The sequence below is a fragment of the Streptomyces sp. CA-135486 genome (genome assembly GCF_050936555.1).
GTDB lineage: Bacteria > Actinomycetota > Actinomycetes > Streptomycetales > Streptomycetaceae > Streptomyces.
Window position 1 is genome coordinate 1258021 of the sequence record NZ_JBNJMM010000002.1, and the last position, 20873, is coordinate 1278893.

General features: G+C 68.2%; 16 protein-coding genes. 11 read left to right on the forward strand and 5 right to left on the reverse strand.

Annotation, left to right across the window (positions count from 1 at the left end):
* The first annotated feature begins 25 nt into the window (after positions 1-25).
* The 4 genes from ACQEVG_RS25130 to ACQEVG_RS25145 all read left to right on the forward strand — a co-directional run bounded on the left by ACQEVG_RS25130 (position 26) and on the right by ACQEVG_RS25145 (position 4935).
* Positions 26-493: a (deoxy)nucleoside triphosphate pyrophosphohydrolase gene (locus ACQEVG_RS25130; protein WP_432987689.1), complete on the forward strand. Its 468-nt coding sequence runs from the start codon at positions 26-28 to the stop codon at positions 491-493.
* 152 nt (positions 494-645) lie between these two features.
* Positions 646-1062, forward strand: coding sequence for an ATP-binding protein (locus ACQEVG_RS25135; protein ID WP_432987691.1), 417 nt, complete (start codon positions 646-648; stop codon positions 1060-1062).
* Between the two features lie 168 nt (positions 1063-1230).
* The gene (locus tag ACQEVG_RS25140; protein WP_432987693.1) at positions 1231-3765 is read left to right on the forward strand and encodes a SpoIIE family protein phosphatase; all 2535 of its coding nucleotides are present in this window, start codon (positions 1231-1233) and stop codon (positions 3763-3765) included.
* A 78-nt stretch (positions 3766-3843) separates the two neighbouring features.
* Complete coding sequence (locus ACQEVG_RS25145) at positions 3844-4935, forward strand: hypothetical protein (RefSeq protein WP_432992883.1); 1092 nt, start codon at positions 3844-3846, stop codon at positions 4933-4935.
* Positions 4936-4942: 7 nt separating this feature from the next.
* Here the strand turns inward: ACQEVG_RS25145 and ACQEVG_RS25150 are convergent, their stop codons facing one another.
* From ACQEVG_RS25150 to ACQEVG_RS25170, 5 genes are read right to left on the reverse strand one after another with little or no spacing between them, the layout of a single operon-like run.
* A complete protein-coding gene (locus tag ACQEVG_RS25150; protein WP_432987695.1) occupies positions 4943-5095 on the reverse strand; it encodes a hypothetical protein in 153 nt (50 codons plus the stop codon).
* Positions 5096-5112: 17 nt separating this feature from the next.
* Positions 5113-5901 carry a succinate dehydrogenase/fumarate reductase iron-sulfur subunit gene (locus ACQEVG_RS25155; protein WP_432987697.1) on the reverse strand — a complete coding sequence of 263 codons (789 nt, stop codon included), beginning with the start codon at positions 5899-5901 and terminating at the stop codon, positions 5113-5115.
* Entirely contained in the window at positions 5898-7826 is a 1929-nt protein-coding gene (locus tag ACQEVG_RS25160; protein WP_432987699.1) for a fumarate reductase/succinate dehydrogenase flavoprotein subunit, read from the reverse strand. The genes ACQEVG_RS25155 and ACQEVG_RS25160 overlap by 4 nt, the downstream gene beginning before the upstream one ends.
* 17 nt (positions 7827-7843) lie before the next feature.
* Positions 7844-8665, reverse strand: a complete 822-nt coding sequence (locus ACQEVG_RS25165; RefSeq protein ID WP_432987701.1) for a hypothetical protein — start codon at positions 8663-8665, stop codon at positions 7844-7846.
* 9 nt (positions 8666-8674) lie between these two features.
* Entirely contained in the window at positions 8675-8914 is a 240-nt protein-coding gene (locus ACQEVG_RS25170) for a hypothetical protein (RefSeq protein ID WP_432987703.1), read from the reverse strand.
* A 322-nt stretch (positions 8915-9236) separates the two neighbouring features.
* Between ACQEVG_RS25170 and ACQEVG_RS25175 the strand changes: the two genes are divergently transcribed.
* From ACQEVG_RS25175 to ACQEVG_RS25205, 7 genes are all read left to right on the forward strand, one after another.
* Positions 9237-11552: an ABC transporter family substrate-binding protein gene (locus tag ACQEVG_RS25175; RefSeq protein ID WP_432987705.1), complete on the forward strand. Its 2316-nt coding sequence runs from the start codon at positions 9237-9239 to the stop codon at positions 11550-11552.
* Positions 11553-11846: 294 nt separating this feature from the next.
* Entirely contained in the window at positions 11847-13721 is a 1875-nt protein-coding gene (gene typA / locus ACQEVG_RS25180) for a translational GTPase TypA (RefSeq protein ID WP_432987707.1), read from the forward strand.
* An 827-nt stretch (positions 13722-14548) separates the two neighbouring features.
* Positions 14549-15589, forward strand: a complete 1041-nt coding sequence (locus ACQEVG_RS25185; RefSeq protein WP_432987709.1) for an ABC transporter permease — start codon at positions 14549-14551, stop codon at positions 15587-15589.
* 98 nt (positions 15590-15687) lie between these two features.
* Positions 15688-17484, forward strand: a complete 1797-nt coding sequence (locus ACQEVG_RS25190) for an ABC transporter substrate-binding protein (RefSeq protein WP_432987711.1) — start codon at positions 15688-15690, stop codon at positions 17482-17484.
* Between the two features lie 107 nt (positions 17485-17591).
* A complete protein-coding gene (locus tag ACQEVG_RS25195; protein WP_432987713.1) occupies positions 17592-18569 on the forward strand; it encodes an ABC transporter permease in 978 nt (325 codons plus the stop codon).
* A gap of 10 nt (positions 18570-18579) precedes the next feature.
* Complete coding sequence (locus tag ACQEVG_RS25200) at positions 18580-19641, forward strand: ABC transporter ATP-binding protein (protein ID WP_432987715.1); 1062 nt, start codon at positions 18580-18582, stop codon at positions 19639-19641.
* 14 nt (positions 19642-19655) lie between these two features.
* Complete coding sequence (locus ACQEVG_RS25205) at positions 19656-20780, forward strand: ABC transporter ATP-binding protein (protein ID WP_432987717.1); 1125 nt, start codon at positions 19656-19658, stop codon at positions 20778-20780.
* Positions 20781-20873 lie beyond the last annotated feature (93 nt).

Consider the following 20873-nt stretch of genomic DNA (forward strand, 5'->3'; position numbering starts at 1 on the left):
CGCCGCGGGCAATATGCTCCGGCGCATGAGCGATCGTGTCGTGGTGGTGGCCGGAGCGGTGTACGACCGGGGGCGGCTGCTGGCCGCACGCCGCAGCGCCCCCGAAGAGCTCGCCGGCCGCTGGGAACTGCCCGGCGGCAAGCTGGAACCCGGGGAGAGTCCCGAACAGGGCCTGGTGCGCGAGCTCCGCGAGGAACTGGGTGTCGAGACGGAGCCGCTGGAGCGGATTCCCGGCGAGTGGCCGCTGAAGCCCGGTTATGTCCTTCAGGTGTGGACGGCCCGACTGCTCTCCGGGGAGCCCCGGCCGCTGGAGGATCACGACGAACTGCGCTGGCTCGCACCGCACGAAACGGATGCCGTCGACTGGCTCGACCAGGACCGGCCCGCCGTGGCGGAGGCCGCCCGGCTGCTGAGCGAGAGTGCCGCCCGGCTCCCGCGCGAAAGCGCTGAGTGCCCTGAGTGCCCTGAAGGCCCTGAGCGAAGGCCTCAGTGAAGGGGCGCGCGACGGCGCTCACCACCGGCGCGTACGCCGTTCGTACCACCGTGCGCTCATTGCCGCGCCGGCGGGATACCCGGCCGCGAATATCGGGTATGTGCTGATTAACCCACCGAAATGGTGCGTGTGTCTGCTGCTGGACTCGGGAAGTGAGCGGCGTGATCGACACCGAAGGCGAATGCGCCGAGTGGACCTTCCCTGCCGAGCCCGACGCCGTGCGCGCTGCTCGGCATGTGGTGCGCGACACACTCCGAGCCTGGGGACTGGACTCGGTTGTCGGCGACATGACGGTGCTGCTGGTCAGCGAGCTGGTGACCAATTCCCTGCGGTACGCATCGGGCCCGATCGGGGTCCGGCTGTGCCTGCCCGACCCCGGCGGGAGTGCCCCCAGCCTGCTCGTCGAAGTCTCCGATCCGCTTCCGGATCCGCCCACCGAACGCCCCGCGGCACCCGATGACGAGGGTGGCCGCGGTCTGCAGCTGGTGGCTTGTTCTGCCCGTCGCTGGGGCACGCGCAGAGGCAGGACCGGCAAGACCGTGTGGTTCGAGCTGCCTCTGACTGGTTAGAAGGTGTAGGGACACCGATCAGGCCGGACTCGGTTCCGGCCTGAACCGGACTCGGCCGAAAACGAACGAGACCGTGCTGTGATCGTGAACGCCGTGTCGATCGGGGCCGTAGTGCTGAATACTGCGGTCATGGCCGGTCCGGTGCGGTGAGCTGGAGGGGACGGTCGCGTGAGCGAAATACCTGAGACGGCGAGCAATGTCGTGTGGCAGAGCAGCCCGCCTGGCTCGATCTATGACTACATCAAGGTTGCTTCCTTCTCGATCGGCGCCGACGGGCTGGTCGACCAGTGGAGTCGCCGTGCGGTGGATCTCTTCGGGATTACCGCGGAGGAGGTCAGGGGCAGGGATCCGGTCGAGGTCTTCATGCCCGCGGAGCTGCGCCCGCGCGGCCATCGTCAGGTGGCCGAGATCCTGGACGGCAAGGAGTGGACGGGCCTGGTCCCCTTCCGTATGCCGGGCGGGGGTCGAGCACACGGCGTCGCCGAGGTCTATGTGATGCCGAGTGAGACGGAGAGCGGCGAGAGGGCTGCGCTCTGCCTCGTCGTGGATGTCCGGGCACTGCGGCGGATCGAGACCGACCTTGCCGCTTCGCAGGCTATTTTCGGCCAATCTCCTTTCGGCTTCCTTCTGTTCGGCACGGACCTCACGGTGCAACGCACCAACGAGCGCTTCGCCACCGTCTTCGGAGGTACCGCCGCCGACCATCGCGGACGCACCGTCCACGACTATCTCTCCCGGCCGGAGGCGGAGCGGATGAACGCCTCGCTGCGCCGGGTCCTGGAGACCGGCGAATCCGCCATCGATCTGCAGATCGTCGGCGCCGTACCCGGCAGCACGGAGCGCAGGCACTGGTCGATCAACCTCTACCGCGTGCACAGCGGATCGGGCCGGCCCGTCGGAGTAGCCGGAATCGGCACCGATGTGACCCGTCGTCAAATCGCCGCCCGCGAGGCCGCCAGCGCCCGGCGCAATCTCGCCCTTCTCAATGAGGCCAGCGCCCGCATCGGCAACTCCCTCGACCTGGAGACCACCGCCCGCGAACTCCTCGACGTCGCCGTCCCGGGCTTCTGCGACCTCGCCTCCGTCGACCTCTATCAGGGGCTGCTCACCGGCGACGAGGCCCCGCCCGGGAGAGCGGACGGCAGCGCCGAGTTGCGCCGGGTCGCCTTCGCCAGTGCCGTCTCCGACGCCCCGCTGGTCACCACGCCGGGCTGGGGCCCGAAGGGCAGCACCCCCACCGCGGTCGGCGCGGTGCACCGCTATCCCTTCAACTCGCCCTGCGCCGGCGCCCTGCGCACCGCCCGGGTCAAGTCGATCCCCGGCGAGGACGGCACGCTCGTCCAGTCCACGCTCGCGGTGCCGATGGTCGCGCACGACACCGTCGTCGGCCTGGTGCAGTTCTCCCGGACGAAGGGGAGCGAGCCCTTCGGGGAGCGGGACCAGGCGCTCGCCGTCGAGCTCGCCGCCCGCGCCGCCGTCTGCATCGACAACGCACGGCTGTATCGCAGGGAGCACGAGCGGGCGCTGATCCTCCAGCGCAGCCTCCTCCCGCCCGGTGACCCCGAGGCCGCGGGCCTGGACATCGCCTGCCGCTATCTCCCCGGCAACACGGCCACCGAGGTGGGCGGAGACTGGTTCGACGTCATCGAACTCCCGGGCCACCGCACCGCCCTGGTCGTGGGCGATGTGATGGGCCGTGGCCTGCGGGCCGCGGTTGCCATGGGCGAACTCCGCACCGCGGTACGGACCTTGGCGCTGCTCGACCTGGAACCGGCCGAAGTGCTCTCCGCGCTCGACGAGATCGCCCGCGGCCTCGGCAGCCCCAGCGGCGCCCAGCAGGCCTCGCGCGTCGCCCACAAGTCCCGCGACGCCGACCTCTCGGAGGTCTATCTCGCGACCTGTGTCTACGCCGTCTACGACCCCGTCACCCGGCGCTGCACCTTCGCCAACGCAGGCCATCTGCCCCCCGTCCTCGTCGAACCGGGCGAGGAGGCGCTGCTGCTCGACGTGCCGCCCGGAATGCCGCTCGGCGTGGGCGGCGAGCCTTTCGAGGAGGTCGAGGTCGAGCTCCCCGAGGACGCGCTGCTCGCGCTCTACACCGACGGGCTCGTCGAATCCCGCGACCACCCCCTCGACGAGGGACTGCGCGCCTTCCGCACCGCGCTCACCGACCCGGTACGTCCCCTGGAAGATGTCTGCGACCACGTGCTCAACACCCTCGACACCCGGCACGGCGAGGACGACATCGCCCTGCTCATGGCCCGTATCCAGGGACTGCCCCTGGAGGCCGTCGGCGACTGGCGGCTGCCGCGCGAACCCCGCTCGGTGGGCCGGGCCCGCGAGCTGGCCCGCGCCCAACTCGTCGCCTGGGACCTCGAAGCGCTGGTGGACACGGTCGAGCTGCTGGTCAGCGAGCTGGTCACCAACGCGCTGCGGTACGGCGAGGGCGAGATCCGGCTGCGGCTGCTGCGGGATCGCACCCTTGTCTGTGAGGTGTGGGACGCGGGGCTGGTCCAGCCCCGGCGGCGACGCGCGCGCGACACCGACGAGGGCGGCCGCGGGCTGCAGCTGGTCGGGCTGCTGAGCGCCGCCTGGGGCTCCCGCCGGACCCCGCGCGGCAAGACGGTCTGGTTCGAACTGGCCCTGCCCGACGGGGACTCGACGGCCGAGCCCACGGTCGAGCAGCTGCTCAGCATGTTCTGACAGGGCCCGGCACCACCGGAGCGTTGTCAGACCAGTGATCTAACCTTGCGAGGCATGGGGGAAAACAACGGGGTGGGAATGCGCGAGCGCGCAAGGGCGCTGCTCGCGGCTTCGGGCGCGCAGGCGCTCGTACGAAAGTGGCGTGGCCGCCGCCTGAGTTGGCCGAGGCGGATCGCCCTGGCCCTGGCCGTTCTGCTGGTCGTACCGGTCGTCACCGCCGCGGTCGCGCTGCGGGTCAATTACGCCGGCGACATCGCGGAAGGCACGATGACGCGCGGCAAGGACGCCGTGTGGCTCGGCCACGCCTGGGTGGACGGCCGGAAGAAGGACGCCGACGTCGACGCCTTCGCCGCGCGGATACGGGGGAGCGGGATCCGGGACCTCTATGTCCACGCCGGGCCGCTGGAGCACGACGGGTCGCTGCCCGCCGACCGCTATCCACGCGCGCGGTGGCTGATCGACGCCGTCCACCGGAAGATCCCCGGCATACGCGTCCAGGCCTGGCTCGGCGACGAGTTGGCGAGCGAAGGCCCGGACGGGCTGAAGCTGCCGGACGCCGGCACCCGCGCCGCCGTCGTGCGCTCCACCGCCCAGATCCTGGACGCGGGCTTCGACGGCGTGCACTACGACCTGGAGCCGCTGCACTCCGGTGACCGCGACTATCTGTCCCTGCTGGACGATCTGCGAGAGCTGACGCGTGCCCGCAAGGTCCCGCTGTCCGTCGCCGCCCACCAGATAGATCCGCTCCCGGCGCTGCACACTGTGAGGGGCGGGCTCACCGGGCACCCCAAGTGGTGGTCGCAGAGATTCTTCGGCCAGGTCGCCCGCCGGGTCGACCAGATAGCCGTGATGTCGTACGACACGGGTGTCCCGCTGGAGAGCCTGTACGGCGGCTACGTCGCGCAGCAGACCGCGCTCGCCCTCGAAGCCACGCCCGAGGACACCGACCTGCTCATGGGCCTGCCCTTCTTCCACGAGGACGACATCGGCCACTGGGAGAACGCCGAAACGGTCGCGGCCGCGATCCGCGGCACCCGGCTGGGGCTCGGGCGCACGGACCGCGACCGCGAGCGTTTCGGGGTCGCGCTCTATGTCGATTTCGCGGCGGAGGAGGCCGACTGGCAGGCGTACCGGAAGGACTGGGGAGAGCACGGCTACTCCGCGCGGTAGCGGACGGCTACTCCGCGCGGTAGCGGACGGCTACTCCGCGCCGTAGGGCGTAGGGGAGCCGCCCGGCCGCGCGCAGGGTGCCCGCCCGCGCGCAGGAGGCCGCGCGGACCGGGGCCGCCGCGCCCGCGCCACGGAGCGGGCCCGCGGTGCTGCCCGGCACGATCCGCCGGGCAGGACCTATTCGGCGCCGCGGCGCTTGATCTTGTCGCCGAGCCACACCAGCGGGTCGTACTTCCGGTCCACCGCCCGCTCCTTCAGCGGGATCAGCGCATTGTCAGTGATCTTGATGCCCTCCGGGCACACCTCCGTACAGCACTTCGTGATGTTGCAGTAGCCGAGGCCGTGCTCGTCCTGGGCGCTCTTCTTGCGGTCCAGACCCGTCTCCGCAGCCGCGTCCAGCGGGTGCATGTCCAGCTCCGCCACCCGCATCAGAAAGCGCGGTCCGGCAAACGCTTCCTTGTTCTCCTCGTGGTCGCGCACCACATGGCAGGTGTCCTGGCACAGGAAGCACTCGATGCACTTGCGGAACTCCTGCGAGCGGTCCACATCCATCTGCTGCATCCGGTACTCACCGGCCGCGACACCAGGCGGCGGCACAAAGGACGGCACCTCCCTGGCCTTCGTGTAGTTGAAGCTCACGTCGGTCACCAGGTCCCGCACCACGGGGAACGCCCGCAGCGGCGTCACCGTGATCGTCTCCTCCCGGGAGAAGACCGACATCCGGGTCATGCACATCAGCCGCGGCCGCCCGTTGATCTCCGCGCTGCACGAACCGCACTTGCCCGCTTTGCAGTTCCAGCGGACCGCGAGATCGGAGGCCTGGGTGGCCTGCAGACGATGGATGATGTCGAGGACGACCTCGCCGTCATTGACCTCGACGGAGAAGTCCTCCAGCGCCCCGCCGTCCTGATCGCCGCGCCACACCCTGAAGCTGGCTACGTATTGAGTAGAAGCGGTCGAACTCACTCGTAGAGCTCCTCTTCGGCGAGGTACTTGACCAGCTCCTCCTTCTCGAAGAGAGCGAGCAGGTCCGGACGGATCGGTTCAGTGGTCTTCCGCTCGAGCGCGATCTGGCCGCGCACCGGATCGGTGGCCGCCAACCCGCCCGAGGAATCGATCAGATGGCACAGCAGATTGACCCGCCGCCACTCGCGCTCCATGGTCGGGAAGTCCTCGCGGGTGTGCCCGCCGCGGCTCTCCGTGCGCTCCAGTGCCGCCCGCGCGATGCACTCGCTGACCAGCAGCATGTTCCGGAGGTCGAGAGCGAGATGCCAGCCGGGGTTGAACTGCCGGTGCCCCTCGACCCCGGCGCGCCGTGCCCGTACCCGTAGATTCGCCAGCTTCTTGAGCGCCTGCGCCATCTCCGCCTCGCGCCGGATGATGCCGACCAGGTCGTTCATCGTCTGCTGGAGCTCCTGGTGGAGGGTGTACGGATTCTCGGGCTGCGCGCCCTCCTCGGGGCCCTCCGCGCTGAACGGACGCAGCGCCTCCGCCGCGGCCGTGTCGATCTGAGTCTCATCCACCGGCGGGCGCTCGGCGAGCCCTTCGGCGTGCTCGGCCGCGTGCTGGCCCGCCCGGCGGCCGAATACCAGCAGGTCGGAGAGGGAATTCCCGCCGAGCCTGTTGGAGCCGTGCATCCCGCCCGCGACCTCGCCCGCAGCGAACAGACCGGGGACGCCGACCGCCGCGGCGGTGTCGGATTCGACGGCGATGCCGCCCATCACGTAGTGGCAGGTCGGTCCGACCTCCATCGCCTCCGCCGTGATGTCGACGTCCGCCAGCTCCTTGAACTGGTGGTACATCGACGGCAGCCGGCGCCGGATGACCTCGGCCGGCATCCGGGTCGAGACATCGAGGAAAACGCCGCCGTGCGGGGAGCCGCGGCCCGCCTTCACCTCGGAGTTGATGGCACGGGCCACCTCGTCGCGCGGCAGCAGCTCGGGAGGACGCCGGTTGTGGTCCGGGTCCTCGTACCAGCGGTCGCCCTCCTCCTCCGACTGCGCGTACTTCTCCTTGAACACATCAGGGACGTAGTCGAACATGAACCGTTTGCCCTCGGAGTTGCGCAGCACCCCGCCGTCGCCACGCACCGACTCGGTGACCAGGATGCCCTTCACCGAGGGCGGCCAGACCATCCCGGTCGGATGGAACTGCACGAACTCCATGTTCAGCAGCGGCGCGCCCGCGAGCAGCGCCAGCGCGTGCCCGTCACCCGTGTACTCCCACGAGTTGGAGGTCACCTTGAAGGACTTGCCGATGCCGCCGGTGGACAGCACCACGGACGGCGCCTCCAGTACGAAGAAGCGTCCGGACTCGCGCTCGTAACAGAACGCGCCGGCGACCCTTTCCCCGTCCTTGAGCACCCGCGTGACCGTGCACTCCTGGAAGACCTTCAACCGGGCTTCGTAGTCGCCGAATTCGGCCTTGTCCTCCTGCTGCAGCGAGACGATCTTCTGTTGCAGCGTACGGATCAGCTCCAGGCCGGTCCGGTCGCCGACGTGCGCGAGGCGCGGGTACTCGTGTCCGCCGAAATTGCGCTGGGAGATCTTCCCGTCGGCCGTGCGGTCGAAGAGCGCGCCCCAGGTCTCCAGCTCCCAGACCCGGTCCGGCGCCTCGCGTGCGTGCAGCTCGGCCATCCGCCACTGGTTGAGGAACTTCCCGCCGCGCATGGTGTCGCGGAAGTGCACCTGCCAGTTGTCCCCGGCGTTGACATTGCCCATGGAGGCGGCGATGCCGCCCTCGGCCATCACCGTGTGGGCCTTGCCGAAGAGGGACTTGCAGATCACGGCCGTCCGGGCGCCCCGCTCGCGCGCCTCGATGGCGGCCCGCAGTCCCGCGCCGCCCGCCCCCACGACCACGACGTCCCACTGCTGCCGTTCGAGTTGCGTCATCTAGAAGGCCCCTTCAACTAAAAGAGTCGCGGATCGTCGAAGGCACCGGACGCGACGAGATAGACGTAGAAGTCGGCGAGCGCCACGCTGATCAGCGACGCCCAGGCGAGCAGCATGTGGCGCTCGTTGAGCCTGCCGACCCAGCCCCACAGGCGGTAGCGCACCGGATGCTTGGAGAAGTGCTTGAGCCGGCCGCCGATGATGTGCCGGCAGGAGTGGCAGGAGAGGGTGTACGCCCAGATCAGCACGATGTTCACCACGAAGACGATCGTGCCGAGGCCCACATGGCCCCAGGCGTAGTGCTCGTCGCGGAAGGCGAGCACGGTGTCGTACGTGAGGATCGAGGCGACCGGCAGCGCCGCGTAGAAGAAGTAGCGGTGGATGTTCTGCAGGATCAGCGGGAAGCGGGTCTCGCCGCTGTACGTCTTGTGCGGCTCGGCGACCGCGCAGGCCGGTGGTGAGGCCCAGAAGCCCCGGTAGTAGGCCTTGCGGTAGTAGTAGCAGGTCAGCCGGAAGCCCAGCGGGAAGATCAGGATCAGCAGCGCCGGGGACAGGCCCCACCAGCTGCCGAAGATCTCCCAGTTGGGGCCGCCGCGCATCGTCGCGCAGTTCTCCGCCAGGCAGGGGGAGTAGAACGGCGAGACATACGGCGCCGCGTAGTAGTCGGCGTTGGCGAATGCGCGCCAGGTCGAGTAGACGATGAAGGCGAGCAGCCCGCCGGCGGTCAGCGCGGGCGACAGCCACCAGCGGTCGGTCCGCAGATGGCGGGGGCCGATGGCTGCGCGGGTCGCGGCATGCACGCCTGTATTGATTTGTGGTGGTTCAGTGCCTGTGGCCAACGAGGTCTCCTAGGGGGCGTGCCGGTCTCGGACGCCCAGGCCCTCGTCGTCCGAGTCCGTCCACAGCGCGTTGTTGTACGGGACGTCGGGAATGGTGACCAGCTCGGGGCGGCCCGCTTCTTTCGGCGCGGCAGCTGCGGCCGGGCCGGCGCCACGCAGCTGACCGACGGTCCGCTCCAGCTCGGCGACACGCTGGACGAGCTGGTCGAGGCGCTGCTGGATCGCCGTCAGATCTTCCTGCTGGGACATGACTTGCCCTCACTTCCGCAGGGTGCGGTGGCATCGCTCATGCGCCTGCGAGTGTTGCGCGTCACATCCCCCCTTGTGAAGGGATGTGCGGGGATTGATCGGCGCATGGGCCTGCGGCGCGCCCCTTGTGGCTGGTTTTTCACTCCCCCCATTTTCTCCCTTTTGGTGACACTATGCCCGTCTCTTCGTTGGGCCGCACGGGTGGCGTTGGGGGCGCGTGCCGCCGTGTCGCCGCTTCCCGCCGGGCTTCGTCCACTTCAGTGGGCGGGAATCGATGTGATCATCTCTAAATGTCAGAAAACAGGACGAAGAGGTAGAAGTCATGTCCCAGGTCGACGCGCCACGCGGGAGGACTTGCTCCCGGACACTTCGCTCCGTCGCACTGCTCACCAGCGGGATGCTCGCCCTCCCGGTCCTGACGGGCTGCGCTTCGGACGAGGCCGAGAACACCGGCAAGGCCACCGCCCAGGACATCGCGGCCACCGGGCGGGACCAGGTCGCCGACGGGGGCTCCCTGCGCTGGGCGATCGACGCGTTGCCCACCACGCTCAATGCCTTCCAGGCCGACGCGGACGCCGCCACCACGCGCGTCGCGGGGGCCGTGCTCCCCTCCCTCTTCGTCCTCGACAAGAGCGGCCGCCCGCAGCGCAACCCCGACTACGTCGAGTCCGCCAAGGTCGTCGAGCGCGAGCCCAAGCAGGTCGTTCTCTACAAGCTCAACCAGCAGGCGGTGTGGAGCGACGGCCGGGAGATCGGCGCGGCGGACTTCCTCGCCCAGTGGCGAGCGCTGAGCGGGAAGGACTCGGCGTATTGGACCGCGCGCAACGCCGGGTACGAGCGGATCGAGAAGATCGAGAAGGGCGCCGACGACCTCGAGGTCAAGATCACCTTCAAGAAGCCCTACGCGGACTGGCGGTCCCTCTTCACCCCGCTCTATCCGAAGGAAGTGACCGGGACACCGGCCTCCTTCAACGACGGGGCGCGCAGCACGCTCAAGTCGACGGCCGGCCCCTTCCAGGTGAAGTCCGTCGACCACAAGGCGGGCACCACCGTCCTCGTACGCAATCCCCGCTGGTGGGGACAGCAGGCCAAGCTGGACCGGCTGGTGCTCACCGCGGTGCCGCGCGAGGCGCGGGGCGCGGCGCTGGTCGAGGGCGCGCTCGATCTCGCGGAGGTCGACCGCGGCACGGCGGACCGTATCGTCCTCGCGGCACGGGACAAGGCCTCCGGTCGGCCGACGGCCCAGGGGCCGGGCGCCGCCCCCAGGGCCGCGCAGCCGGCCCGCGAAGAGGGCGCCGAGGCGATCGAGGCGTCAACCGCCGAGGAGACCGCCCTGCGCCGGTATGTGGTCCGCAAGTCGCTGGAGCCCGCGTACACCCAGCTCGCGCTCAATGGTGAGACGGGACCGCTTGCCGACGACCGGGTGCGCCGCGCCGTGGCGCGGGCGCTGAACCGCAAGGAATTGGCCGAGACCGTACTGACCCCGCTCGGCCTGCCCGCCACGCCGCCCGGCAGCCATCTGGCGCTGTCCGGCCAGCGGGCGTACATGGACAACAGCGGCGCGCTCGGTGAGCAGAACACGGAGGAGGCGCAGGCGCTGCTGGCCGACGCGGGCTGGACGCCTGCCGGGGCTCGTATGAAGCCCGCTCCGGCGAAGGCGGGCAACGAGGCGAAGGCCTCACCCGGCGTTTCGTCCAAGGCATCGCCCGGTGCACCGCCCAGCGGGTCGGCCGGCACGTCGCCCAAGGCGTCCGCCACGACGTCCGCCACGACATCTGCCAAGGCCTCGTCCAAGGCATCGCCGTTGGCGGCGCCCGAAGCCGCCAACAGGAAGAAGGAAGAGAAGAAGGAAGAGGACGTCGCCTCCAACGAGGGGATGTACATCGTCGGCGACGACAAGCCCGCGGCCGCCGGCCACGGCCAAGAGGCCGGTACGCACATCCTCGCCCCCGCCCCCGCCGCGGCCCTCCAGGGCATGGCCGTACGGCGCCAGGCCCGGGCACTGGACGGCGGGGTCCCCGGAGCGTACGCCCCGCGCGGCACCGCTGCCCCGGCCCACGTGAGCGGCCCCATCGGCAAGGACGGCAAGCCGCTCACCCTGCGCTTCGTACTCCCCTCGGGGCCCGGCTCCGATGCGCTGCGAGCCGTCGGCGACAAGATCGTTCGGATGCTGGACCGCATCGGCGTGCACACCGAGATCACCAAGGTCTCCGACGACAGCTACTTCAAGGACCACATCGCATCGGGCAACTACGACCTGGCGCTGTACTCCTGGCCCGCCACCGCCTACCCGGCGACCGACGCCCGCCCGATCTTCGCCAAGCCCGTACCCGCCGCCGACGGATCGCTGCTGGTGGAGCAGAACTACACCCGTGTCGGCTCCGACTACGTCGACCAGCTCTTCGACCAGGCGGCCGCCGAGCTGGACGAGGACGCCGCCCGTGATCTGGTGCGCCGTGCCGACGCCCGGATCTGGGCCGCCGCGGGAGCCATTCCGCTCTACCAGCGCCCCGAGCTGGTCGCGGCCAGGCCGGCTGTGGCCAATGCCGGGGCCTTCGGCTTCGGCACCCCCCGCTACCAGGACATCGGCTTCAAGAAGCCGGAGGCAGCCAAGGGAGCGAAGGCCGCCAAGAAGTAGCAGCTGTCAGGAAGCAGCAGGTCAGAACCTCAGAACTGGCTCAAGTCCCTTGCCCGCCGGCAGCGCCGGCGGGCAGGATCGTGCCACCCTTTGACCCGGGGCTCCACACCCAGGCACCACACCCGCTTCATCGCACACCCCGTGCTGCAGAAACCCTCCCCCGATCGGACCGGGAAGCCCCTTGCGCGGCGTGCCCGTACCATAGGACTAAGCCGTGGCGTGTCCGCCCGGCGGGCGGACGAGGCTACGACCGTCAGACGCCTGATCCCACGATCGAGAGAAGCGCCAGCCAGCATGCCCACGCGCCACGACATCCGTAACGTTGCCATCGTCGCCCACGTCGACCACGGCAAGACCACCCTGGTCGACGCCATGCTGAAGCAGGCCGGCGCCTTCGCCGCGCACGCCGCCGAGCACCTCGACGACCGCATGATGGACTCGAACGACCTGGAGCGTGAGAAGGGCATCACGATCCTGGCGAAGAACACCGCCGTGAAGTACCACCCCAAGGACGGCGGGGACCCGATCACCATCAACATCATCGACACTCCCGGCCACGCCGACTTCGGTGGCGAGGTGGAGCGCGGTCTGTCGATGGTGGACGCGGTCGTCCTGCTCGTCGATGCCTCCGAGGGCCCGCTTCCGCAGACCCGCTTCGTGCTCCGCAAGGCCCTCCAGGCCCGGATGCCCGTCATCCTCTGCATCAACAAGACGGACCGCCCGGACTCCCGGATCGCCGAGGTCGTCGACGAGACGTACGACCTGTTCCTGGACCTGGACGCGGACGAGGAGCAGATCGAGTTCCCGATCGTCTACGCCTGCGCCCGTGACGGCGTCGCCTCGCTGACCAAGCCGGAGGACGGCACCGTCCCGGCCGACAGTGACAGCCTGCAGCCGTTCTTCAACACCATCCTGGAGCACGTCCCGGCCCCCGAGTACGACGAGTCCGCGCCGCTCCAGGCCCATGTCACCAACCTCGACGCCGACAACTTCCTCGGCCGTATCGCACTGCTGCGTGTCGAGCAGGGCGAGCTGAAGAAGGGGCAGACCGTCGCCTGGATCAAGCGCGACGGCAGCATGTCCAACGTCCGCATCACCGAGCTGATGATGACCGAGGCGCTCACCCGCAAGCCGGCCGAGAAGGCGGGCCCGGGCGACATCTGCGCGGTCGCCGGTATCCCGGAGATCATGATCGGCGAGACCCTGGCCGACCCGGAGAACCCGATCGCGCTGCCGCTGATCACGGTCGACGAGCCCGCGATCTCCATGACCATCGGTACGAACACCTCGCCGCTGGTCGGCAAGGGCGGCAAGGGCCACAAGGTCACCGCCCGGCTGGTGAAGGACCGGCTGGACCGCGAGCTGATCGGTAACGTCTCGCTGCGCGTCCTGCCGACCGAGCGTCCCGACGCCTGGGAGGTGCAGGGCCGCGGTGAGCTGGCGCTGGCCATCCTCGTCGAGACCATGCGCCGGGAAGGCTTCGAGCTGACCGTCGGCAAGCCCGAGGTTGTCACCAAGGAGATCAACGGCAAGCTGCACGAGCCGATCGAGCGCATGACGATCGACTCCCCCGAGGAGCACCTCGGCGCCATCACGCAGTTGATGGCGACCCGCAAGGGCCGCATGGAGACGATGACCAACCACGGCTCGGGCTGGATCCGCATGGAGTGGATCGTCCCGTCCCGCGGCCTGATCGGCTTCCGTACGGAGTTCCTGACCCAGACCCGTGGCACGGGCATCGCGCACTCCATCTTCGAGGGCCACGAGCCGTGGTTCGGCGAGCTGCGCACCCGTAACAACGGCTCGCTGGTCGCGGACCGCGCCGGCACCGTGACGCCGTTCGCGATGATCAACCTCCAGGAGCGCGGGGTCATCTTCACCGAGGCCGGCACCGAGGTCTACGAGGGCATGATCATCGGTGAGAACTCGCGCTCCGACGACATGGACGTGAACATCACCAAGGAGAAGAAGCTCACCAACATGCGTGCCGCGTCCGCGGACACCACCGAGAACGTGGTGCCGCCGCGCAAGCTCTCGCTGGAGCAGTCGCTGGAGTTCTGCCGTGACGACGAGTGCATCGAGGTGACCCCGGAGACCGTGCGTATCCGCAAGGTCGTCCTGGACCAGAAGGAGCGCGGCCGCACCGCCTCGCGCGCCAAGCGCAACTGACCCGCCGCGGGCGCCCGCCCGCATGCCTGTCCGGCAACGGCCCGGACGACCCCGCCAGGGGGTCGTCCGGGCCGTTTGCGTGTGTCGGATCGCATGGAAAACTGCCCGGACGGAACACGGGTCGGGGCTTGTCCGTCAACAGGTTTTCCTACCCCACTTGTTCGGCTATCGGACGTTGCTCACCGGAAACCTGTATTAACAGTCCGTTTCGCGGGTGTCTGTCTGCGATCCCTTTGTCCGAATTTTGGGCCTCTGGGGCGGGGTGATGTTGCCAAAACGAGATGCTTTAAGTGTGGTTTGCAGCCTGAACTTACCCAATAGTTGGCTTCATTGAGCTCGGGTCAACGGGTCACGCGCTTTGGGGAGCGCCGACTCACGAGCACACGAGGTACTGCATCTTCGCCGTCAGGGGTGTCGGCGGGTGTCATGTGCCCAGCCTTGCAGTGAATACGTGGACTCCTGAGGAGGAACCCATGCGCGGTGCCACGAGCGCCAGTGGGGACGGGTCGTCGCAGACGACCCGTACGGCCGGTTTTTTGCAGCGCACTTCATCCGGTCAGGTCGCTGGCAGCGGCCGGCGAATCTGACACTCGGTCAACCGCTCGGCTCGCGCTCCTGGGGATGGAACCCATCCCGATCAATGCTCTTTCCAGCCTTCCTGCCCATGGGTACTCCCCTGGGCAGAGGGTGACGCGACCGCACCCGTCCAGGGCGCGGACGCAGGCGGGGCATTGTCACGCGACAGCCATGACGGTCCGAGGGCAAACCGCTCGGCCGTCACAGCGCGCAGGATCGCGGGTCACCCGACACCCGTGAATGGACACATCATGACCAGTCCAATTGAGACCGAGGGCACCGACGCCTCTGTCGCCTTGGACGAAGACACCGCGACCAAGACCGACGCGGCGGACAGCACCAAGGCACTCACCGGCCGCTCACCCGGCCAGCTGATGTGGACGCGCTTCAAGCGCGACCGCACGGGCGTGATCTCCGCCTGCGTGGTGCTCTTCTTCTTCGCCGTCGCCGCGCTGGCCCCGGTGATTTCGGCCCTGTACGGCAAGGATCCGTACACGCTGTATCCCACCAAGCCGGAATACGCGGACCTGCTCGACGACTTCTCGATGCCGGCCGGCGGCTTCGGCGGCATCTCCGGAGACTTCTGGTTCGGTGTCGAACCGAACCTGGGACGCGATGTGTTCACCATGCTGCTCTACGGCATGCGCACCTCGCTCTACATGGCGCTCGTGCTGACGCTCTTCAGCGTGCTCACGGGCGTGATCGTCGGCATGGTGGGCGGCTACTTCGGCGGCAAGGTCGACTACTGGCTCGGCCGGGTGACCGACTTCTTCCTGGCCTTCCCGAGCCAGCTGTTCTTCATCGCCTTCATGCCCGTCGTGACCGCGCTGTTCGTCTCTCCGACGGATGAGACCCCCACCTACCTGCGCGCTGTCGCGATCCTCCTGGTGATGTGGTTCCTCGGCTGGATGGGCATGGCCCGCCTGGTACGCAGCTCCGTACTCTCCCTGCGCGAGCGGGAGTTTGTGGAGGCGGCCAAGGTCTCGGGCGCCTCACGGTGGCGGATCGTCCGTAAGGAGATCCTGCCGAACATCGTGACGCCGATCCTGGTGCAGGGCACCTACACGCTGCCCAGCTCCATCCTCAGCATCGCCTTCCTCTCCTATGTCGGTGTCGGCTTCGTGGAGCCGACACCCGACTGGGGCCGGATGTTCGCGATCGGTTCCAAGATCTACGAGCAGGATCCGGCGTTCATGATCTTCCCGGGCGTGGCCATGGTGGTTTTCGTCCTCGCCTTCAACCTTCTTGGCGACTCGGTCCGGGACGCGTTCGACCCCAAGACCGGACGGTGACGTCCATGGGCGGGGGTAACTGCCGCTCCCGCGCCGGGCAACCGGACGGTCAGGCAGCTCTTTTGGATAACAACCGACAGGTAGGTGCAACGAGCATCATGAAGCCCATTCACTCGCGCTCCGCACGCGCCATAGTCGTCGCTGTCGCGGCCGGCTCCCTGGCCCTCACCGGCTGCTCCAAGGACAGCGGTAAGGACTCCAAGGACCAGTCCAAGAATCAGCAGGACGCCGCGGCCCAGTCCAAGCCGGTCGCCTACGCCGACGCGGCTGGGTCCAACGGTCCGGCGGCAGAGGTCCCGGGTGCCAAGCCCGGTGGCAGCATCAACGTCTTCACGCAGTCGGACCTGTCCCACATGGACCCGGGCCAGATCTACGTGAGTGACGCGGGCCAGTTCGCCAACCTGGTCCACCGCAAGCTGACCAACTACCAGGAGGACGACAAGGGCAACCTGACCGTCGTCGGTGACATCGCCACCGACTCCGGCAAGTCCTCCGAGGGCGGCAAGACCTGGACGTACACGCTCAAGGACGGCATCAAGGACGAGGACGGCAACGCCATCACCTCGGCCGACATCCGTCACACCATCGAGCGTCAGTACTCGAAGGTCATCTTCGACGGTCCGACCTTCGTCCAGAGCTGGCTCTCCGGCTCCGACTACCGCAAGGCGCTGCCGGACGGTCCGTACAAGGGCAAGCACCTTCCGGACACCGTTCTGGCGACCCCGGACGCGAAGACTGTCGTCTTCCACTTCGACAAGCCGCGTCCGGACCTCCCGCAGGCGCTGGCCATGGCCGGTTACGCCGTCGTGCCGCAGAAGGCGGACACGAAGGAGAAGTACGACAAGGCCCCGAAGTCGCTGGGTCCGTACAAGGTCGCCGAGTACAAGGCCGGCAAGTCCCTGAAGCTGGTGAAGAACACCAACTGGGACCCGAAGACGGACGCCGTGCGCCACCAGTACGTCGACGGCTACAACTTCACCACCACGATCGACCAGCCCAGCCAGACCAAGCGTCTCGTCGCCGACCAGGGCGAGGCCAAGAACGGCATCCAGTTCACGGACTCCGTGGACCCGGCGCAGATGCAGTCCGTGATCAACAACGCGGCGGTCAACAAGCGCACGATCAAGGGCTACCAGCCTTACGTGTGGCAGATGAGCTTCAACCTGGACCGTCTGAAGGACAAGAAGGTCCGCGACGCGATCACGTACGCGATCCCGAACCAGCGCATGATCCAGGCTGACGGTGGCAAGTACGGCGGCGAGCTGGCCGGTGGTCTGTTCGCGCCGACCCTGCCGGGCTTCGACCCGAAGTACGACCCGTTCGGCAAGCTGAAGATGCCCAACGGTGACCCGGAGAAGGCCAAGAAGCTCCTCGCGGAGGCGGGTGTCAAGAAGGGCACCAAGCTCACCTACGCCTACTCCAACACCCCGCGTGGCCAGAAGCAGATGGTCATCATCAAGGACGCGCTGAACGCGATCGGCTTCGACGTTCAGGCCAAGGAGATCGAGCGCGCCACGTTCTACGAGCAGATCGGCAAGCTCAAGAACCCGTACGACCTGTACATGACCGGCTGGGGCCAGGACTGGTCCTCCCCGTCGACGGTCGTCACCCCGGTCTACGACGGCAAGCTGATCGCCGACGGTGCCCCGAACTACTCCCACATCAACGATGACAAGGTCAACTCCCTCATCCAGGAGGCCCTGGTCCTGCAGCCCGAGGCCGCTGCCAAGAAGTGGGAAGAGGCGCACCACCGCATCGTCGAGGAGATCAACCCGTCTGCTCCGGTCTACTACTCGAAGCAGATCCAGCTCTTCGGCTCCAACGTCGGCGGTGCCCGGTACAGCACGAACTCGAGCTACATCGACATCAACCGTCTGTACCTGATCAAGCCGTAACACCGAATCACGGCTGATCCGTGGGGGTGTGCGCCAGGCGGAGCGCACCCCCACGGACTCCAACCCCTCACAACCCCCGCCGCTTCCGAAGAGAGCAGCCTCCCGCGATGCTTCAGTTCCTCATCCGCAGGTTGATCGGCGCCGTCGTGATCATGTTCCTGATCGGCGCGTTCACGTTCTTCCTGTTCTACACAATCCCCCAGGACTTCGCCGAGCTCTCCTGCGGCAAGAACTGCACGCCGGAGAACATCGCGGTCATCCGCGAGAACCTCGGCCTGGACAAGCCCATCACCGCACAGTTCTGGGACTTCATGGTCGGCATCGTGACCGGCCGGGACTTCCCCGTCGGGCACTGCCCCGCGCCGTGCCTCGGTGTCTCCTTCAGCACGGGCGACTTCGTCTGGGCCTCCATCATGGACCGCTTCCCGCTGACGCTGTCGCTGACCATCGGCGGCCTCATCATCTTCCTGGTGCTGGGACTCGCCTCGGGACTGATCGCCGCATGGAAGCGCGGTACCGCGGTCGACAAGGCCGTCAGTGGCGCCTCGATGGTGCTCAGCTCGTTCCAGATCTACTTCCTCGGGCCGATCGTTCTTGGCATCTTCGTCTACAGCACGGGCTGGATGGAGAACCCCAAGTACGTTCCGTTCACGGACGATCCGGTCGGCTGGGGCGTCGGGCTGCTGATCCCCTGGGCCGTCATGGCAACGATCTTCACCGCGCAGTACACGCGTATGGCTCGTTCCACCATGATCGAGCAGCTTCAGGAAGAGCATGTCCGCACCGCGCGGGCCAAGGGCATGCGACAGCGGTACGTCTTCTTCCGCTACGCCTGGCGCGGCTCCCTCGCTCCCATCGTCACCATCCTCGGTATGGACCTCTCCGGGCTCCTCGCGGGCGCCGTGGTCACCGAGTTCACCTTCGACCTGGCGGGCGTGGGCCGCCTCGCGGTGGAGTCCTCGCTGACCAAGGACCTGCCGCTGACGATGGGCGTGATGTTGTTCGGGGCCTTCTTCATCCTGATCCTGAACATCATCGTGGACCTCGCCTACGCCTACATCGACCCGCGCGTGCGCCTCGCCTAGGAGAACGACCGTGACCACACTGACCAAGACCGAAGACACACCGGCCCCGACCGGGCCGGAGGCCTTCCTCTCGGTCCGCGACCTGCGGGTGCGGTTCTCCACCGAGGACGGCATCGTCAACGCGGTCGACGGCCTCTCCTTCGATGTCGAGCGCGGCAAGACGCTGGGCATCGTGGGCGAATCGGGCTCCGGCAAGTCCGTCACCAACCTGACCGTGCTCGGTCTGCACAACCCCAAGACCACCGCCGTCGACGGCTCGATCCGACTCGACGGGCAGGAGCTGACCGACACCTCCGAGAAGGAGCTCGAGAAGCTTCGCGGCAACAAGGTCGCGATGATCTTCCAGGACCCGCTGACGGCGCTCTCGCCGTACTACACGGTGGGCCGGCAGATCGCCGAGCCGTTCATGAAGCACACCGGCGCCTCCAAGAAGGAGGCGAAGGCTCGGGCCATCGAGATGCTCGACAAGGTCGGCATTCCGCAGCCCGCGCTGCGCTTCAACGACTACCCGCACCAGTTCTCCGGCGGTATGCGCCAGCGCGCGATGATCGCCATGGCACTGATCTGCAATCCCGACCTGCTGATCGCCGACGAGCCGACCACCGCGCTCGACGTGACCGTGCAGGCGCAGATCCTCGACCTGCTCAAGGATCTCCAGCAGGAGTTCGGGTCGGCGATCATCTTCATCACCCACGACCTGGGCGTCATCGCCAACATGGCCGACGACCTGCTGGTGATGTACGCGGGGCGGGCGGTGGAGCGCGGCAGCGTCCGCGAAGTGCTCCAGGCACCGCAGCACCCGTACACCTGGGGTCTGTTGAGCTCCATGCCGCGCCTCGGTGGTGACATCGACGAGGCGCTCATGCCGATCCCCGGCTCCCCGCCGAGCCTGCTCACACCGCCGTCCGGCTGCCCCTTCCACCCGCGCTGCACCTTCACCGACAAGGTGAGCGACTCGCGGTGCTCCGGCGAGCGGCCGCTGCTGGCCGAGGGGCGGGCCGCTGCCTGCCACCTCACGGCGGATCAGAAGCAGACCATCTTCATCGATCAGATCAAGCCCCGGCTGGGCTAGGGAGACGCAGAGACATGAGTGAAAACGTCACTCTGCCTAAACAGCAGGGAACATCGGATGTGGCCGACGACCGGGGCGAGGCACTGCTCACGGTCGAGGGCCTGACCAAGCATTTCCCGATCTACGGAGGCTTCCCCTTCAAGCGCCAGGTCGGCGCCGTCAAGGCGGTCGACGGGATCGACCTGACCGTGCACGCCGGTGAGAGCCTCGGCCTCGTCGGCGAGTCGGGCTGTGGCAAGTCCACGACCGGACGGCTGATCACCCGCCTGCTCGAACCGACCGGCGGCAGGATCACCTACTCCGGGCAGGACATCACCCACGCCAGCCGCAAGCAGCTGGCGCCGATCAGGTCCGAGATCCAGATGATCTTCCAGGACCCGTACTCGTCGCTGAACCCGCGGCAGACCGTCGGCACCATCATCAAGAGCCCGATGGAGGTCAACGGCATCAACCCGCCCGGCGGGCGCGAGAAGCGGGTGCGGGAGCTGCTGGAGACCGTGGGTCTCAACCCGGAGCACTACAACCGCTTCCCGCACGAGTTCTCCGGCGGCCAGCGGCAGCGGATCGGTGTGGCGCGGGCCCTCGCGCTCGAGCCGAAGCTGATCGTCGCCGACGAGCCGGTCTCGGCGCTGGACGTGTCGATCCAGGCGCAGGTCGTCAACCTGCTGAAGAAGGTCCAGGACGAGCTGGGTATCGCCTTCCTGTTCATCGCCCACGACCTGGCGGTCGTGCGGCACTTCTCGCAGCGCGTGGCCGTCATGTACCTGGGCAAGGTGATGGAGGTCGCCGACCGCGACTCCCTGTACAACAGGCCCCGCCACCCGTACACGCACGCACTGCTCTCGGCGGTGCCCGAGGCGGACGTCGACGCCGCGAAGAAGGAGCGGATCCGTCTCTCCGGCGACGTTCCCTCCCCGGTGCTGCCGCCGTCCGGCTGCCGCTTCCGCACCCGCTGCTGGAAGGCGCAGGACAAGTGCGCGACCGAGGAGCCGCCGCTGGTGCAGCTCTCCGGGAACCGGGCGGGCCACCTGACGGCCTGCCACTTCCCTGAGGAGCCGACGACCGAGGGGCGTGCCGAGGACGTTGTTCTCGACCCGGCGCTCGCGGCGCTCGAGGACCAGAGCGGTTCCGACGACTGACGCGTATGCATGGAAAGTGCCCCGGCCGCCTTGTGGTGGCCGGGGCATTTCCATTCACGGCCCGGTGGATTTCACTCCCGGGGGCCGGTCCTT

Coding starts and splice junctions, on each gene's coding strand:
- ACQEVG_RS25190 (WP_432987711.1), top strand. CDS start 15,688: ATGAAGCCCATTCACTCGCGCTCCGCACGCGCCATAGTCGTCGCTGTC.
- typA (WP_432987707.1), top strand. CDS start 11,847: ATGCCCACGCGCCACGACATCCGTAACGTTGCCATCGTCGCCCACGTC.
- ACQEVG_RS25170 (WP_432987703.1), bottom strand. CDS start 8,914: ATGTCCCAGCAGGAAGATCTGACGGCGATCCAGCAGCGCCTCGACCAG.
- ACQEVG_RS25175 (WP_432987705.1), top strand. CDS start 9,237: ATGTCCCAGGTCGACGCGCCACGCGGGAGGACTTGCTCCCGGACACTT.
- ACQEVG_RS25160 (WP_432987699.1), bottom strand. CDS start 7,826: ATGACGCAACTCGAACGGCAGCAGTGGGACGTCGTGGTCGTGGGGGCG.
- ACQEVG_RS25185 (WP_432987709.1), top strand. CDS start 14,549: ATGACCAGTCCAATTGAGACCGAGGGCACCGACGCCTCTGTCGCCTTG.
- ACQEVG_RS25195 (WP_432987713.1), top strand. CDS start 17,592: ATGCTTCAGTTCCTCATCCGCAGGTTGATCGGCGCCGTCGTGATCATG.
- ACQEVG_RS25145 (WP_432992883.1), top strand. CDS start 3,844: ATGCGCGAGCGCGCAAGGGCGCTGCTCGCGGCTTCGGGCGCGCAGGCG.
- ACQEVG_RS25130 (WP_432987689.1), top strand. CDS start 26: ATGAGCGATCGTGTCGTGGTGGTGGCCGGAGCGGTGTACGACCGGGGG.
- ACQEVG_RS25205 (WP_432987717.1), top strand. CDS start 19,656: ATGAGTGAAAACGTCACTCTGCCTAAACAGCAGGGAACATCGGATGTG.